Annotated in this window: 13 protein-coding genes; 9 read left to right on the plus strand and 4 right to left on the minus strand. The window is 59.0% G+C overall.

Annotation, left to right across the window (positions count from 1 at the left end):
- Nucleotides 1-434 precede the first annotated feature (434 nt).
- The 4 genes from INF68_RS21910 (at nucleotide 435) to INF68_RS21925 (ending at nucleotide 6,027) form a co-directional block, all read left to right on the plus strand.
- Nucleotides 435-1,943, plus strand: coding sequence for an anion permease (locus INF68_RS21910; protein WP_072196639.1), 1,509 nt, complete (start codon nucleotides 435-437; stop codon nucleotides 1,941-1,943).
- Between the two features lie 53 nt (nucleotides 1,944-1,996).
- Nucleotides 1,997-3,646 carry a class I fumarate hydratase FumA gene (gene fumA, locus INF68_RS21915; RefSeq protein ID WP_109845229.1) on the plus strand — a complete coding sequence of 550 codons (1,650 nt, stop codon included), beginning with the start codon at nucleotides 1,997-1,999 and terminating at the stop codon, nucleotides 3,644-3,646.
- Nucleotides 3,647-3,928: 282 nt separating this feature from the next.
- Nucleotides 3,929-5,242 carry an MFS transporter gene (locus INF68_RS21920; RefSeq protein ID WP_045356692.1) on the plus strand — a complete coding sequence of 438 codons (1,314 nt, stop codon included), beginning with the start codon at nucleotides 3,929-3,931 and terminating at the stop codon, nucleotides 5,240-5,242.
- Nucleotides 5,239-6,027 carry a substrate-binding domain-containing protein gene (locus tag INF68_RS21925; RefSeq protein WP_126786454.1) on the plus strand — a complete coding sequence of 263 codons (789 nt, stop codon included), beginning with the start codon at nucleotides 5,239-5,241 and terminating at the stop codon, nucleotides 6,025-6,027. Before INF68_RS21920 ends, INF68_RS21925 begins: the two co-directional genes overlap by 4 nt.
- On the opposite strand, the gene INF68_RS21930 is transcribed toward INF68_RS21925, so the two are convergent.
- From INF68_RS21930 to INF68_RS21940, 3 genes are all read right to left on the minus strand, one after another.
- Complete coding sequence (locus tag INF68_RS21930; RefSeq protein WP_023312331.1) at nucleotides 6,002-6,901, minus strand: LysR family transcriptional regulator; 900 nt, start codon at nucleotides 6,899-6,901, stop codon at nucleotides 6,002-6,004. The two genes, INF68_RS21925 and INF68_RS21930, sit on opposite strands and share 26 nt — an antisense overlap.
- A 92-nt stretch (nucleotides 6,902-6,993) precedes the next feature.
- Nucleotides 6,994-8,523 (minus strand): cryptochrome/photolyase family protein, encoded by a 1,530-nt coding sequence (locus INF68_RS21935; protein ID WP_126786455.1) that lies wholly within the window; start codon nucleotides 8,521-8,523, stop codon nucleotides 6,994-6,996.
- Nucleotides 8,520-8,666, minus strand: a complete 147-nt coding sequence (locus tag INF68_RS21940) for a DUF2256 domain-containing protein (protein ID WP_065454001.1) — start codon at nucleotides 8,664-8,666, stop codon at nucleotides 8,520-8,522. The genes INF68_RS21935 and INF68_RS21940 overlap by 4 nt, the downstream gene beginning before the upstream one ends.
- A gap of 215 nt (nucleotides 8,667-8,881) precedes the next feature.
- Between INF68_RS21940 and mtfA the strand changes: the two genes are divergently transcribed.
- Complete coding sequence (mtfA, locus tag INF68_RS21945; RefSeq protein WP_023312333.1) at nucleotides 8,882-9,679, plus strand: DgsA anti-repressor MtfA; 798 nt, start codon at nucleotides 8,882-8,884, stop codon at nucleotides 9,677-9,679.
- Here mtfA and INF68_RS21950 read toward each other — a convergent pair.
- The gene (locus INF68_RS21950) at nucleotides 9,676-10,887 is read right to left on the minus strand and encodes an MFS transporter (protein ID WP_126786456.1); all 1,212 of its coding nucleotides are present in this window, start codon (nucleotides 10,885-10,887) and stop codon (nucleotides 9,676-9,678) included. The genes mtfA and INF68_RS21950 overlap by 4 nt on opposite strands.
- A 138-nt stretch (nucleotides 10,888-11,025) precedes the next feature.
- Between INF68_RS21950 and INF68_RS21955 the strand changes: the two genes are divergently transcribed.
- Genes INF68_RS21955 through INF68_RS21970 form a run of 4 tightly spaced genes read left to right on the plus strand, consistent with a single transcriptional unit; the run spans nucleotide 11,026 to nucleotide 16,776 of the window.
- On the plus strand, nucleotides 11,026-12,768 hold the full coding sequence (locus INF68_RS21955; protein WP_126786457.1) for an IucA/IucC family siderophore biosynthesis protein: 1,743 nt from the start codon (nucleotides 11,026-11,028) through the stop codon (nucleotides 12,766-12,768).
- Nucleotides 12,768-13,715 (plus strand): GNAT family N-acetyltransferase, encoded by a 948-nt coding sequence (locus tag INF68_RS21960; RefSeq protein ID WP_126786458.1) that lies wholly within the window; start codon nucleotides 12,768-12,770, stop codon nucleotides 13,713-13,715. Before INF68_RS21955 ends, INF68_RS21960 begins: the two co-directional genes overlap by 1 nt.
- Nucleotides 13,712-15,454, plus strand: coding sequence for an IucA/IucC family siderophore biosynthesis protein (gene iucC / locus INF68_RS21965; RefSeq protein ID WP_126786459.1), 1,743 nt, complete (start codon nucleotides 13,712-13,714; stop codon nucleotides 15,452-15,454). Before INF68_RS21960 ends, iucC begins: the two co-directional genes overlap by 4 nt.
- Nucleotides 15,451-16,776 carry a lysine N(6)-hydroxylase/L-ornithine N(5)-oxygenase family protein gene (locus tag INF68_RS21970; RefSeq protein WP_126786460.1) on the plus strand — a complete coding sequence of 442 codons (1,326 nt, stop codon included), beginning with the start codon at nucleotides 15,451-15,453 and terminating at the stop codon, nucleotides 16,774-16,776. Before iucC ends, INF68_RS21970 begins: the two co-directional genes overlap by 4 nt.
- Nucleotides 16,777-16,782: the final 6 nt, after the last annotated feature.

Genomic DNA, 16,782 nt, shown 5'->3' on the forward strand with positions numbered 1-16,782 from the left:
GTGTTAGCGATTGTAATTCAGCCATTCACAATAATTTAAAATTCGTTAAATGATTAATGGTAAAACCAATTCACCAAAACAAACTTAAGATTAATAAAAACAATGCGATAAAAACACACCACAATCTTACATGTTAAAAAAATGATAAAAAATATGCCAAAAACAGGCAATAACCACATACGCCAGAGTGGTTATTAATAAAAGCATAAAAATAACGCTGTAATTCTATTTTTTTGATCGCGATCAATAGTTATGGCATTCAAAAGCGCAATATAAAAACATCATCATTTTTTAATTTAGCGCACACGAAAACGCGTTAAATCGCTATTACTGAAAATACAAGAAAGCACCTTTAATAACTAAAAAAAGCAAAGAAACTAAATAAAGTGCTTTTTCATTGTGACCGAATTTTTGACAACTTAAGACGTGAAACTATGAATACAAAAACTGCTGTAACGCCCCCTGTGGCGAACCAGGCATCAAATGGAAACGCAAAACGATTGCTGATGATGGCGCTACCCGTCATCGTCGCCGTACTGCTGCTGTTTGTTCCCGTTCCTGAAGGCTTGCCGCCTTACGCATGGCACTACTTCGCCATCTTTGTCGGCGTGATCGTCGGTCTGATCTTCGAACCGCTGCCGGGTGCGGTGATCGGCCTGACCGGCGTGGTCGCCATCGCCCTGTGCAGCCAGTGGGTGCTGTTCAGCCCCGATCAGCTGGCTGACCCGAAATTCAAACTGGCGGGCGCCTCCTTTAAATGGGCGGTGAGCGGGTTTGGTAACTCTACCGTCTGGCTGATTTTCGGTGCCTTTATGTTCGCCGCAGGCTATGACAAAACCCGCTTCGGCCGCCGTCTGGCGCTGATTCTGGTGAAGTACCTCGGCCGTCGCAGCCTGACGCTCGGTTACGCCATTACGTTTGCGGACCTGCTGCTGGCACCGTTCACCCCGTCCAACACCGCGCGCAGCGGCGGGACCATCTACCCGATTATCGCTAACCTGCCGCCGCTGTACGGTTCAAAACCGAATGACCCAAGCGCGCGTAAGATTGGTTCATACCTGATGTGGGTGGCGATCACCGCGGCCTGTATCACCAGCTCAATGTTCCTCTCCGCCCTCGCGCCAAACCTGCTGGCCCTGGCGCTGGTGAAAAGTACGGTTGGGATTGATATCTCCTGGGGCACCTGGTTCCTCGCCTTCCTGCCGCTGGGTATCTTGCTGATTCTGACCATGCCGCTGCTGGCCTACTGGTTCTACCCACCTGAAGTCAAAGTGAATAACGAAGTGCCGCTGTGGGCGACCCGCGAGCTGGAAAAACTCGGCAAACTGTCCCGCAACGAAATTCTGCTGCTGGTGTTCGTTTGCTGTGCTCTGCTGATGTGGATCTTCGCCGCCGCGTGGATTGAGCCTGCCATGGCGGCCCTGCTCATCGTCGGTCTGATGCTGTGGACCGGCGTGCTGGAGTGGAACGATATCACCGGTAACAAGGCCGCATGGAACACCTTCGTCTGGTTCGCTACCCTGGTGGCACTGGCGGATGGCCTCTCCTCTACCGGCTTTATCAGCTGGTTAGGTAAAGAAGGCGGTCTGTTGATGAGCGGTATCTCTCCGGGCGTGGCAACCGTCGTCCTGCTGCTGGCGTTCTACCTGCTGCACTACCTGTTTGCCAGCACCACCGCGCACACCACGGCGCTGCTGCCAGCGATGCTGACCATCGCCTCCACCATCCCCGGCATGAATATGGAAGTGTTCGTTCTGCTGATGGTGACTTCGCTGGGCGTGATGGGGATCATCACCCCGTACGGTACTGGACCAAGCCCGATTTATTACGGTAGCGGCTACCTGCCAACCAAAGACTACTGGCGCCTCGGCACCATCTTCGGTGCCATCTTCCTGGCGGCCCTGCTGCTGATTGGTTATCCGTGGATGTCCATGATGTTCTGATTCCTGACCGCCGGACTTCTCCTCCGGCGGTTTTATTTTTGTGGAGCAATACTATGTCGAATAAACCGTTTTTTTATCAGAACCCCTTCCCTCTTTCGCATGACGACACCGAATACTACCTGCTGACCAAAGAGCACGTCTCCGTTGCCGAATTCGACGGTCAGGAAGTGCTGAAAGTGGAGCCGGAAGCCCTGACCCTGCTGGCGCAGCAGGCCTTCCACGATGCCGCGTTTATGCTGCGTCCTTCCCATCAGAAGCAGGTTGCCGCCATTCTCAACGACCCGGAAGCCAGCCAGAACGACAAATACGTTGCCCTGCAGTTCCTGCGTAACTCTGAAATTGCCGCAAAAGGCGTGCTGCCAACCTGCCAGGATACCGGCACTGCTATCATCATGGGCAAAAAAGGCCAGCGCGTCTGGACCGGCGGCGGTGACGAAGCGGCGCTGAGCCAGGGCGTGTATAACACCTACATTGAAGATAACCTGCGCTACTCGCAGAATGCGGCGCTGGACATGTATAAAGAGGTGAATACCGGCACCAACCTGCCCGCGCAGATCGATCTCTACAGCGTGGACGGGGACGAATACAAATTCCTGTGCATGGCAAAAGGCGGCGGTTCTGCCAACAAAACCTACCTCTATCAGGAAACCAAAGCGCTGATCACCCCGGCGAAGCTGAAAAACTACCTGGTTGAGAAGATGCGCACCCTGGGCACTGCGGCCTGCCCGCCTTACCATATCGCGTTTGTGATTGGCGGTACGTCAGCGGAAGCCACGCTGAAAACCGTGAAGCTCGCTTCCACGCGCTACTACGACGCGCTGCCGACGGAGGGTAATGAACACGGCCAGGCGTTCCGCGACGTTCAGCTCGAAAAGGAACTGCTCCAGGAAGCGCAGAACCTCGGCCTCGGCGCGCAGTTCGGCGGTAAATACTTCGCCCACGATATCCGCGTGATCCGCCTGCCGCGCCACGGCGCCTCCTGCCCGATCGGCATGGGCGTCTCCTGCTCCGCAGACCGCAACATCAAAGCGAAGATCAACCGCGACGGGATCTGGATTGAGAAGCTGGAGCACAACCCGGGCCAGTATATTCCTGAATCACTGCGTCAGCAGGGCGAAGGCGACGTGGTGAGCATCAATCTGGACAAGCCGATGAATGAGATCCTGGCGCAGCTTTCCGCGCACCCGGTTTCTACCCGCCTGTCGCTGAACGGTACCATCATCGTGGCGCGCGATATTGCCCACGCGAAGCTGAAAGAGCTGCTCGACAACGGTGAAGAACTGCCGCAGTACGTTAAAGACCATCCGATCTACTACGCAGGCCCAGCCAAAACGCCGGAAGGCTACGCGTCTGGCTCACTCGGCCCGACCACGGCTGGCCGTATGGACTCGTATGTGGACTTACTGCAATCCCACGGCGCGAGCATGATCATGCTGGCGAAAGGCAACCGCAGCCAGCAGGTAACCGACGCCTGTCATAAACACGGCGGCTTCTACCTGGGCAGCATTGGCGGCCCGGCGGCGGTGCTGGCGCAAAACAGCATTAAGAGCCTGGAATGCGTCGCATATCCGGAGCTGGGAATGGAAGCCATCTGGAAAATTGAAGTCGAGAACTTCCCGGCGTTTATCCTGGTGGATGACAAAGGCAACGATTTCTTCCAGCAGATCCAGAACAAACAGTGCGCGGGTTGTTCACAGCGCTAGGTTGAGACAGGCCGGGTGGCGCAACGCTGCCCGGCAGTCGCAGAAAGACATGCGTCTGCGTCATGTCACAAAACCGTGATATCAGCCACTTAGCAAAAGGTGGTGAATAAAAAATCAATAAATTGTTAAGTTATTGTTGTCATTAATTGTATTTATCCCGCGAAGGCTATTCATGCAAAAAGTGCATCAGCCGATGCGGCATTTGCGCTTATCTATTTCCTCATCCTGATCCAGTTTTCAAAAACAGACGCGTAAAACGTCAACAATAAACTGGAGATAACCATGTTTTCCTCAACCTCACCTGCAACCGTACGCTCGAAAGCGGGCGCCATACTTCGCGTGACGTCCGGCAACTTTCTTGAGCAGTTCGATTTCTTTCTTTTCGGCTTCTATGCCACCTACATCGCCCACACGTTCTTCCCGGCAAGCAGTGAATTTGCGTCGCTGATGATGACCTTCGCCGTCTTCGGCGCGGGCTTTTTGATGCGTCCAATAGGCGCCATCGTGCTTGGCGCATATATCGACAAGGTGGGACGCAGAAAGGGGCTAATCGTCACGCTTTCCATCATGGCGGCGGGGACGTTCCTGATCGTGCTTATCCCCTCTTATCAAAGCATCGGTCTGTGGGCGCCGCTGCTGGTGCTGACGGGCCGTCTGCTGCAGGGCTTTTCCGCCGGTGCGGAGCTTGGAGGCGTCTCGGTTTATCTGGCTGAAATCGCCACGCCGGGCCGCAAAGGGTTTTACACCAGCTGGCAGTCCGGCAGCCAGCAGGTCGCCATTATGGTCGCCGCGGCGATGGGCTTTGCCCTGAATGCCCTGATGGAGGAGAGCGCCATTCGCGAATGGGGCTGGCGCATCCCGTTCCTGTTCGGCTGCTTAATCGTGCCGTTTATCTTTTTCCTGCGCCGCAAGCTGGAGGAGACGGAAGAGTTCAGCGCGCGCCGCCAGCATCTGGAGATGCGTCAGGTCTTTAAAACGCTGCTCGGCAACTGGCAGGTGGTGGTCGCAGGCATGCTGATGGTGGCGATGACCACCACCGCGTTCTACCTGATCACCGTCTACGCCCCCACTTTTGGCAAAAAGGTGCTGATGCTCAGCGCCTCGGACAGCCTGCTGGTCACGCTGCTGGTGGCGATTTCTAACTTCATCTGGCTGCCGGTCGGCGGCGCGCTGTCGGATCGCTTCGGGCGCAAGCCGGTGCTGATTGCCATGGCCCTGCTTGCGCTGGCGACCAGCTACCCTGCCCTGACGCTTCTGGCGAGCGCGCCCAGCTTCTCCATGATGCTGATCGTGCTGCTGTGGCTCTCCTTCCTCTACGGCCTGTACAACGGCGCGATGATCCCGGCCCTGACGGAGATTATGCCTGCTGAAGTGCGCGTGGCGGGGTTCTCTCTGGCTTACAGCCTGGCAACGGCGGTCTTTGGCGGCTTTACCCCGGTCATGTCCACCGCGCTGATTGAATACACCGGTGACAAAGCCTCGCCTGGCTACTGGATGAGTTTCGCCGCCGTGTGTGCCCTGCTGGCCACGCTCTACCTCTACCGCCGCCGCGCGGTATCGCTGCAAAACACCGTTAAGTCACAGGGGGCAGTATGAAACGCACCTATCGCTTTACCGCCAGCGCGCTGGTGCTGGCGCTTCTGAGCGTTAATGCCTGTGCCCAGGACGTGAAGGTCATGATTTCAGGCGGCTTCAAGGCCGCCCTGGAAAAGCTGGCCCCGGACTATGAACGCCGGACCGGGGATAAAATCGTGATTATCCCCGGCCCCTCAATGGGCGCTACGCCGCAGGCGATCCCAAACCGACTGGCGCGCGGCGAGAAAGCCGACGTGGTGATTATGGTGGGCGATGCGCTGGAGAAGCTCGAAAAAGCCGGCCAGACCCGGACGGGTTCGCGAACCGAACTCGCGGACTCCCCCGTTGGCATGGTGGTGAAAAAAGGGGCGGATGTCCCTGATATCAGCAGCGAGGCGGCTCTACGTAAAACGCTGCTGCAGGCCAGCTCCATCGCCTACTCTGACAGCGCCAGCGGCAGGTACGTCAGCCAGACGTTGTTCAAAAAGCTGGGGATTGAAAAGGAAGTGGCGGATAAAGCGACAATGGTCGAGCGTATCCCGGTCGCCTCAGAAGTGGCGAAAGGAAAATACGCCGTCGGTTTCCAGCAGGTGAGCGAGCTGCTGCCGGTTCAGGGCGTCACCTTTATCGGGAAAATCCCGGATAATCTGCAGTACATCACGCGCTTCGCGGGTGCGGTCACCCGTCACGCAGAATATCCCGCGGAGGGGAAAGCGCTGCTAACCTATCTCGCCTCACCGCCCTCCAGGGGCGTCATCAAGAAGACGGGAATGATCCCCGTTACGTCCGGCGATACTGCTCGGTGATCTGTTTTTCCAGTTCAGCCGCAATGTAGGACTGGATGCGCCCCCGGCGCCGGATAAGCCCCACGGTGCGTTTCACTTCCGGCGCCACCAGCGGCAGATGCGTCAGCAGCGTGTGCTCTGACGTCGGCATCGACATGGCGGGAACGGCAGCAATGCCGATCCCCGCCTCTACCATACCGAGCATCGTGGTAACGTGGCGCGTTTCGCAGACGCTGGGGCGTTCGGGAACGATATCCCCCAGCATCCGATCGAGCAGGTTACGGTTACCTGACGTTTTATCGAGGGAGATATAATCCTGCTGGTAAAAGGCCTGCCACGTCAGATGACTCTTCTGCGCCAGCGGGTGATCCTTTCGGCACGCCGCAACATAAACATCCTCCACCAGCGGGAAAAATTCGATGTCAGACGGCAGGTTTCCTGCGAAGCTGATGCCAAAATCCGCCTGGCTTCGGGCCACGGCGTCAATCACATTCCCCGCGCTGCTGTCGATGAGCTTAATGCGAACGCGCGGATAGCGAGACTGAAAACGACGGATCACATCGGGCATAAAGTAACAGGCGGCGGAAGGGACCGTGGCAACCGTGATCAGCCCCGTCCGCTCTTCGCTGACCTTATCGACATCCGCCAGCATTGACTCAACGTTGTCGAGCAGCTGCGCGGAGCGTTCAGCAAAGTTTTGCCCGTATAACGTTAAGGCCACGCGGCGGGTGGTACGGTCAAACAGTCGGTTTCCCAGCGCGGCTTCCAGTTTTTCAATCCTGCGGCTCAGCGCCGACTGGGATAAGCAGATAGATTCAGCAGCGACACGGAAGTTACCGTATTCCACTAACGCTCTGAAAGCATAAAGATCGTTAAGGTCAAAATTCACGGGCATAGCGTCTGGATGTCCTGTCGGGGAATACGCAACAAAGTCAAAAATAATAGCGTCTTATTGACCCACCGCAACCGGCGTGGTGTTGAAATACGTCAGAGCTCGTTGAGATGCAGGCGAACATACCCGGCGCGATCGGCAATGGCCTGCCGCTCCTCTTCCTTCATGTCCGCAAGCTGTTTAAAGATGATGCCCAGGCGGGGATTGTTACCCAGACGCGCCTGGTTGCGCGCAAAGAAATCCCAGTAAAGGGCATTGAAGGGGCACGCCAGCGCTCCGGTACGCTGGGTGTGCTGATACCGGCACCCCTGACAGTAATTACTCATCTTGTGAATGTACGACGCGCTCGAAACGTAGGGCTTACTGGCCAGCAATCCGCCATCGCCAAACTGGCTCATCCCGAGGGTATTGGGCAGCTCTACCCATTCAAAGGCATCAATGTAGACCCCCAGATACCATTCATGAACCGCCTGCGGCGACAGGCCGCTGAGCAGGCTAAAGTTCCCGATGACCATCAGGCGCTGGATATGGTGGGCGTAAGCCTCGGTGAGCGACTGTCCAACGGCATCCGCCAGGCAGCGCATCTGCGTCTTGCCGGTCCAGAACCAGTCCGGCAGCGGGGCGTGCTGGTCTAAGGCATTCAGCTCCCGATAGCCCGGCATCTGCGACCAGTAGATCCCACGCACGTACTCCCGCCAGCCGAGAATTTGTCGGATAAACCCTTCAACGGCAGGCAGCGGCGCATGGCCCGAACGCCATGCCTGCTGGGCGGCAGCTACCACTTCCCGCGGATTAAGCATTTTGGTGTTCAGCGCGAATGAAATTAACGAGTGGAAAAGAAAAGGTTCCTCAGCGTTCATCGCGTCCTGCCAGACGCCGAACTGGGGGAGCACGTGAGCGATAAATTCATCCAGCCCGGCTTTGGCTTCCGAACGGTTGAGCGGCCAGCGAAAATTCCCGGCCTGCGGTTCGCCGAAGGTCTTTACGCCGCAGCGCTGGATCTCCGCCCATAAGGCTGAATAATCGTGGCTGGGACGCGAATCCTCCGGTGCGGGCGGCTCGCCGGACCAGCGTTTGCGGTTTTCGGCATCATAATTCCATTTCCCCCCTTCCGGCTCGCCTTCAGAAGTCAACAGTACGCCGTGCTGACGACGCATTTCCCGGTAAAAGTACTCCATTCGCCAGCTTTTGCGCGTCGCAAAAAACGCGCTCACCTGTTCACGGGTAGTGAAGAAATGCTCGCTGCTGACGCAGGCCGTTTCGACGGACGCCGCTTTCGCCCACGCCTGCAGCTGCGTATCCAGGCGCCATTCGTCGGGCTCCTGCCATATCACCCTGTTGGCGCCATAATGCGCGACAAGCGCGTTGAGATTGTCTTCCAGCGCGCCGCGGTTTGAGTCGTCAGAGAGCCGGACATACCTCACCCGATGCCCCTTCTCCTTTAACGCAGTGGCAAACGCGCGCATGGCCGCAAAAATGGCGATCACTTTCTGAGCGTGATGAAGCACGTAAGCGGTTTCTGCCCGCAGCTCCAGCATCACGTAAATGACATTTGGATTGCAGGCATCAAACCAGCTGTGGTGCGGATTAAGCTGATCGCCGAGGATCAGGCGCAGTTCGGTCAACGGTGGCTCCTGCGACAGCGCTCGGAACAGTATTTGACCTCATCCCAGCATTTCGCCCATTTCTTGCGCCACGTCATGGGCCGCTGGCAGTGCGCGCACGCACGGCTGGGCAGGCTCTGCTTGTTACCTTTGAAATCGCTCATCTTTTCAATACCGTACTGATTTCTTCACTGAACCTGTGGGTTAAGGCTACGACAGACTTCACAAAATGAAGGTGATGCCCGTAAACCGCTACCCACCGCTACGTACGAATGATAGTTTATTCAGGCTGGAATTGTCGCAGTGAGCGATTTTCTGGCATCTTAACCAAACCTGACTTTCCCATTTTTGTTCAAGTGACGAGTTTGCGAGCAAAGCGATGATAAAGTGGCCCTGGAAAACGAATGAAGCTGGCCGGGATATGGCGCTGCCATGGGATGACGCGCTGACGATCCCTGTTCTGGCTAATCTTAAGCCGGATGAACAAGCGAAACTGGTTCAGCTGGCGGATCGTTTTTTACAGCAAAAACGTCTGGTTCCACTGCAGGGTTTCGAACTCGATCCCCTGAAAAACGCGCGCATCGCCCTGCTTTTCTGTCTGCCGGTGCTTGAGCTCGGCATTGAGTGGCTGGACGGTTTCCACGAGGTCCTTATCTATCCCGCGCCGTTCGTGGTGGATGACGAATGGCAGGACGATATCGGGCTGGTGCACAACCAGCGCGTGGTGCAGTCCGGACAAAGCTGGCAGCAGGGGCCGATTATCCTGAACTGGCTCGACATTCAGGACTCGTTCGATGCGTCCGGTTTTAATCTGGTTATCCATGAAGTGGCGCATAAGCTCGATACCCGCAACGGCGATCGCGCCAGCGGAGTTCCGCTGATCCCGCTTCGCGAGGTGGCGGGCTGGGAGCACGATCTGCACGCGGCGATGGATAACATTCAGGATGAAATAGACCTGGTGGGCGAAAGCGCGGCCAGCATTGACGCCTATGCGGCAACCGACCCGGCCGAGTGCTTTGCGGTGCTGTCGGAATATTTCTTCAGCGCGCCCGAGCTCTTCGCGCCCCGTTTCCCGGCGCTGTGGCAGCGTTTCTGCCAGTTTTATCAGCAGGATCCGCTCCAGCGTCTACGGCAAAATGAGGAGTCTGGCGGCCATTCCTCCCGCCAGATCCATTAAGGCTTTTCAGAAGGGGGCCGCTCGCTTGAGCGTACCCCTATGCTCAACGCTAAAAACAGCACTGCCATTCCCCACGCGGCCACCGTCAAAGACTGCTCGCCGTAAAAGCGCGTCACCACGGGCACCAGCAGCGCGCTGACGCCGTAGCCTAACGTGTGGCTGGTGGCGATAACGCCCGCGCCTTTCCCGGTGGTCAGCCTGTCGTTCAGCAGAAGCTGGTAGCCCGGCGTGGCCATCGCTGCCCCGAGTGAAGTGATAACAATCCCCACGTAGAACAGCGTTAAACCCGCGACGGTCATCAGCCCAAGCCCGGCCACCATCAGCACCGCCGCGATGCAGAGCAACGTCACCGGGGTGAAATGCTGCGGGCGGACCACCAGAAACTGCGCCGCGAGCGTGGCCAGCGCGGCCAGGCTCAGCAGAAGCGCAACATGATGGCTGATCTCCCGGGCGTTGCCCTCCAGCAGGGGACTAAGATGCGGTGACAGGCCAAGCTGCATCAGGCTCACCAGCGCCGCCAGCAGCAGCGCCAGCAGCAGGAACGGCAGCATCGAGGCCTGCAGGCGGGTCGCCTGGTGCGCCACCGGCGGCAGCGGCGGGTCTGCGGCTTCGCGAAGCACCAGCAGCAGCGCGATTAACGGCGCGATCGCCATTAGCCAGAGCGGCGCCACCGGGCTGACGCTGAGCATCAGCGCCGCCAGCGGCGGGCCGAGCAAACGTCCGCAGCTGAGGCCGGAGCTTATCGTCGCCAGCGCCGCCATTCTTTTCTCCAGCCCCGCACGCTGAATAGCCCACGTCTGGGCCGCAGGCACCAGCCCCGACACCGTCAGTCCGTAAAGCAGACGCGAAAGAATCAGTCCCGCCAGTCCCCAGACGGTATCCAGCCTTCCGGCCGCCATCGCCCAGACCACCAGCGCCATGACGGCGAAACTGGCCAGATAGCCGCTCAGCGAGGCCAGCATCACGGCCTTACATCCCCGCCGCTCGCTCTGGCGTCCCCACCAGGGCGAGGCCGGTAAAAAGAGCATGGATCCGAACATCAGCAGACCGGCCCAGACCGAGAGCGACAGCCCGGTCAGGGTCACCAGCTGCGGGAGCATCACCAGCAGGCCGTTTTGCCCGATACCTAATAAACCCGCACATAACGCCAGGGGCCAGTTGGCTTTTGAGGTGACGTTTTCGGTCAATGTTTCTGAGTCAGCGCGCATGAGAATGTGAACATAGTGTCAATAAATGTGTGGAAATCATGAAGTTTATGAAAACAAATATTGCAAAAATGGTTGCGACTGTAAACAGAATGAATATCATAACGAGAATTATTATCAATCATGGAATGAGGTACATCTATGCGTGCTCTGCCCCGCTCTGCCGGTACAGACGTTGCAGCCCAGTGTTTTTTAAACGCCCTATTGCGCGAAACGAAGGACTGGCGCTATCTCCCCGCTACCGCTGCGGATGCGTTACCGAACATTCATATCCCGCTGTCCCAAACCCAGGCGCTTCGTGTTCCGGTACGCTATTTCTCTCCCACCCAGCATCATCAGTACCGTTTCCCGGCAACGCTTATTCAGAGCAACAGTGATGACGGTGACGCCGTCACATTTGACCAACTGGTTGATTTAATTCTTGAAAAACCATCAGTTAAAGGCTCGCTGGATGCCGATACGCTGGCGCGTTTTAAGCAGCGCGTTCTGGAAAGCCATGCGCACACCTGGCAGGCGATCGATCTGCGCCACAGCTGGGCAAACCTGCGCGATAAGCCGCTGACGTTTGCCGACGCGGAACAGGCGCTGCTGGTCGGCCACGCGTTTCACCCTGCACCGAAGTCGCACGAGCCGTTCAACGAAACCGAGGCGCGTCGCTATCTGCCCGATTTCGCCTCCCGCTTCCCGCTGCGCTGGTTTGCCGTTGAGAGTACGCTCGTTGCCGGCGACAGCCTGAACGTCTCCCTGCGCGAGCGTCTGCTGCGCTTCGCGGCCCAGAGCGCGCCTGAGCTGCTCGGCCACTTCACCGACACCCGCTGGCTGCTGCCGATGCATCCGTGGCAGGCCGACTATCTGCTGGAGCAGGACTGGTGTCAGCGTCTGGCGGAAAACGGTTCATTGCAGGACCTGGGCGAAGCGGGCGCGCAGTGGCTGCCTACCAGCTCGTCGCGTTCGCTGTACAGCGAAACCAACAGCGACATGATTAAGTTCTCCCTCAGCGTGCGCCTGACCAACTCCGTGCGCACGCTGTCGGTCAAAGAAGTTAAGCGCGGAATGCGCCTGGCGCGCCTGGCGAAAACGGAACGCTGGCAAGATTTACAGGCACGCTACCCGACCATGCGCGTGATGCAGGAGGACGGCTGGGCGGGGCTGCGTGACGAGAGCGGCGTTATTCAGGAAGAGAGCCTGATGGCCCTGCGCGTCAATCTGCTGTTCGATACGCCAGACACCCAGACTAACGTGCTGGTGAGCCTGACCCAGGCCGCGCCGGACGGCGGCGACAGCCTGCTGGCTTCCGCGGTGCGCCGTCTGAGCCAGCGTCTGGATTTACCGCTCGCCCAGGCCGCCCGCTGCTGGCTGGACGCCTATTGCGACCGCGTGTTGCTCCCGCTGTTCAGCGCCGAGGCGGACTACGGTCTGGTCCTGCTGGCGCACCAGCAAAATATCCTCGTTGAGATGCAGCAGGATTTCCCCGTCGGGCTGATCTACCGCGACTGCCAGGGCAGCGCGTGGACCGAAGGGGCCGACGCGTGGCTGAAAGAGGCGGGCGAAACGGAGGTGGAAAACCGCTTCGGTGAGAGCCAGCTGCTGCGCTACTTCCCTTATTACCTGCTGCTGAACTCTACCCTTGCCGTCACCGCCGCCCTCGCCGCTGCCGGTTTTGACAGCGAGGAGAACCTGATGTCCCGAGTGCGCGACGCGCTGGCCGAACTGCGCCGCACGGCAAAGCAGACCCGCTGCCTCGACTACGTGCTCGACAGCCCGACCTGGAACTGCAAAGGCAACTTCTTCTGCTACCTGCACGATCGCAATGAAAACACCATCGCCGATCCGGCGGTGATCTATTTCGACTTTAGCAACCCGTTTTACAAGGAGAAGGCGTAATGGCAATCGCGAATATCGTCCATTCCGGCTACGGCTTTCGCTGCACCGCAACGGATCGCGCGCTGCCGCTGGCGTTGGGTCTCGACGGCAGCGCGGTGCTGGAGCGTCTGAAGGGGATCCCGGACGGCTGGCTGGTTGAAGCTCTGGATCAGCTATTTGTTGCCGCACCGGCGCTGACCGGCATTACCCTGCCGTGGGCAAGCTGGCAGGATGAACCCCAGGCGCAGGCGCTGTTTAGCCTTGCCCACGGGGATTATCTGGCGCGCGATGCCTTCTGGCAGCTGCCGCTGTGGCTGAAAGGCGAGCGTCCGCAGGCGAACGGCGGAATGCAGTTTGATGATAGCCGTCAGCTGTATTTCCCGCTGCGCCCTCACCGCCCGCAGGGCGAAGTGTACCGCCGTTACGATCCGCAAATTAAGCGCATCCTCAGCTTCCGCGTGGTCGACGTGGCGCTGGACGGCGAGCGCTTTACCCAATGGATGAATAACCCGCGCGTGAACGCCTTCTGGGAGATGGCGGGCCCGCAGGCCGAGCAGGAAAGCTACCTGCGCCGTCAGCTTGACTCAACCTACTGTTACCCGGTTATCGGCTGCTTCGACGACCAGCCGTTCGGCTATTTTGAGCTCTACTGGGCGCCCGAAGACCGCATTGGCCGCCACTACCGCTGGCAGCCGTTTGACCGCGGGCTGCACATGCTGGTGGGCGAAGAGAACTGGCGCGGCGCGCAGTACATCCGCAGCTGGCTGCGCGGCCTGAGCCATTATCTTTATCTCGATGAACCGCGCACCGCGCGCATCGTGGCCGAGCCGCGCTTCGACAACCAGCGCCTGTTCCGCCATCTGGCCTCCGCCGGTTTCGAGACGGTGAAAGAGTTCGACTTCCCGCACAAGCGCTCGCGTCTCATCATGAGCCAGCGTCACCGCTTCTTCAGCGAGGTGGGCCTGTGAACGCGCTGTGGGAAAAAGTGAACCGCGAGATGGTGGCGAAGATCCTCGCCGAGCTGGAGTATGAACGCACCCTGCGCGCTGAGCCGGTTTCGTCAGACGGCTGGCGCATCACTATGGGCACCGAGTCCTGGCAGTTTCGCGCCGCGCGCGGGATCTGGGGCTGGCTGCATATCGACCCGGACAGCCTGATCGCCGCCAGCGGCGATGCCGTCGAAGCGGAACGCGCGCTGCTGCAGCTGTCGACGGTGCTGGAGATGAGCGACGCGCAAACGGCAGAGCACATGGAAGATCTCTACGCCACGCTGCGCGGCGACATGCAGCTGCTGCAGGCGCGTGAAGCGCTGGACGCGGACGCGCTGATCCACCTCGACCCGGACGAATTACAGTGTCTGATGAGCGGTCACCCGAAGTTTATTTTCAACAAAGGTCGCCGCGGCTGGGGCCTGGACGCGCTGCGTCAGTACGCGCCCGAGTATCGCGGACGTTTTCGTCTGCACTGGGTTGCCGTTCAGCGGGAGCATCTGGTCTGGAGCAGCGACGCGGATTGCGACATTCACACTCTGCTGGCGAGCGCCATGGACAACGCCGAGCGCGCCCGCTTTGACGCCCGCTGGCAGGCGCTGGGTCTCAACGACGCCTGGCTGCCGGTGCCGCTGCACCCGTGGCAGTGGCAGCAGAAGATCGCCATTCATTTCCTGGCACAGCTGGCGCGCGGAGAGATGGTTGAACTGGGCGAATTTGGCGACGAGTATCTGGCGCAGCAGTCCCTGCGCACGCTCACCAACGCCAGCCGTCGCGCTCCGTATGACATCAAGCTTCCGCTGACCATCTACAACACCTCCTGCTATCGCGGCATTCCGGGCAAATACATTGCCGCCGGGCCGCTGGCCTCGCGCTGGCTTCAGCAGCAGTTTGCCACCGACGCCACGCTTGCCCGCTCTGGCGCGCAGGTGCTTGGCGAACCCGCTGCCGGCTATCTGTCGCATCCGGGCTATGCCGCATTGCCGAAAGCGCCCTACCGCTATCAGGAGATGCTGGGGGTGATCTGGCGCGAGAATCCGTCCTGTTATTTAGAAGACGGTGAACAGGCGGTGCTGATGGCCGCGCTGATGGAAACCGACAATGCCGGGCGCCCGCTGATCGACGCGTGGATTAAACGCTCGGGGCTAAGCGCCGACGCATGGCTGGAAAAGCTGTTTGAGGCAACGCTGATCCCGTTCTATCACCTGCTCTGCCGCTACGGCGTGGCGCTGATCGCCCACGGCCAGAACGTGACGCTGGTGATGAAGGATTACGTCCCGCAGCGCATCCTGCTGAAAGATTTCCAGGGCGATATGCGCCTGGTTGATGAGGATTTCCCGCAGGCCCAGAGCCTGCCGGAGCAGGTGAAGGCCGTCACGGCGCGCCTGAGCGCGGATTACATCATTCACGACCTGCAAACCGGCAACTTTGTGACGGTGCTGCGCTTTATCTCGCGCCTCACCCTGCAATGCGGCGTGAGCGAAACGCATTTCTACCAGATTCTGGCCGGAGTTTTACGGGAGTATATGGCGGCGCACCCGGATCTGGCAGAGCGCTTCGCCAAATTCGATCTCTTCAAGCCGCAGATTATTCGCGTGATCCTCAACCCGGTCAAACTGACCTTCTCCGAACACGACGGCGGCAGCCGCATGCTGCCGAACTATGTCACCGATCTTGATAACCCTCTTTTTCTCGCCTCCCGGGAGTCAGCGCAATGAAAACCTATGATTTCATCGGCATTGGTATTGGCCCGTTTAACCTCAGCATCGCCGCTCTGGCCGAAGGGCTGGACGGCTTTAGCTCGCTGTTCCTTGAGCGTAAACCGCACTTCTCCTGGCACCCGGGAATGATGGTGCCGGACTGCCACATGCAGACCAGCTTCCTGAAGGATCTGGTCAGCGCCGTGGAGCCGACCAACCGCCACAGCTTCCTGAACTACCTGGTGCAGCGCAAAAAGTTCTATCGCTTCCTGACCACCGAGCAGCGCACCGTTTCCCGCGAGGAGTTTGCGGACTATCTGTGCTGGGCGGCGGATAACCTCACCAACCTGGCCTTTAGCCAGCAGGTGCAGCAGGTGAGCTTTGATGAGAAAAGCGGCCTGTTTGAGGTGGTGACCCAGCGCGACCGCTTCCTGGCGCGGCACGTCTGCGTGGGTATTGGCAAACAGATCAACCTGCCTGACTGCGTTACGACGCAGGACGATACCTGCTTCCACGCCAGCGAGATGATGCTGCGCACGCCGGATCTCACCGGCAAGCGCGTCACCGTCGTCGGCGGCGGCCAGAGCGGGGCCGACCTGTTCCTGAATATCTTCCGCGGCGAATGGGGGCAGCCGCTGAGCCTGAACTGGGTATCGCGCCGTAATAACTACAACGCGCTGGATGAAGCCGCCTTTGCCAACGAGTATTTCACGCCGGAGTACGTGGACAGCTTCTCCACGCTGGGCGAAGAGGCCCGACGTCAGATGCTGCACGAGCAGAAGATGACCTCCGACGGCATCACCACCGAGTCCCTGCTGGCGATTTACCGCGCCATGTACCACCGCTTCGAAGTGCTGCGTGAAAAACCCTGGGCGCACCTGATGCCGTCCCGCTCGGTGACGGCCCTGACGCGCCAGGAAAACGGACATCGCCTGAGCATTCAGCATCACCTCGACGGCGGCCGCGAGCAGCTGGAGAGCGACGTGGTGATTTTCGCCACCGGCTACCGCGCCGTGCAGCCCGCGTTCCTGGCACCGCTGTCTCACCGCCTGCATCTGGACACGGACGAAGCCTTCTGCATTAACAATGATTTCACTCTGGAATGGGACGGTCCGCAGAGCAACCGCCTGTTCGCCGTGAACGCCGGGATGCACCGTCTCGGCATTGCCGAACCCCAGCTCAGCCTGATGGCCTGGCGCGCGGCGCGCATTCTGAATCGCGCGCACGCCGACGAGCCGTTTGAGCTGGCTACCACCCCTGGCGTTATCCACTGGCGAAGCACCACCAGCCCGGAGAACAGCCCGGTTTTTAAATCATTAGCAAAAACCACCGAGTACTGACACACA

Source organism: Enterobacter cloacae complex sp. P16RS2 (assembly GCF_014982155.1).
Taxonomy (GTDB): Bacteria; Pseudomonadota; Gammaproteobacteria; order Enterobacterales; family Enterobacteriaceae; genus Enterobacter; species Enterobacter cloacae_M.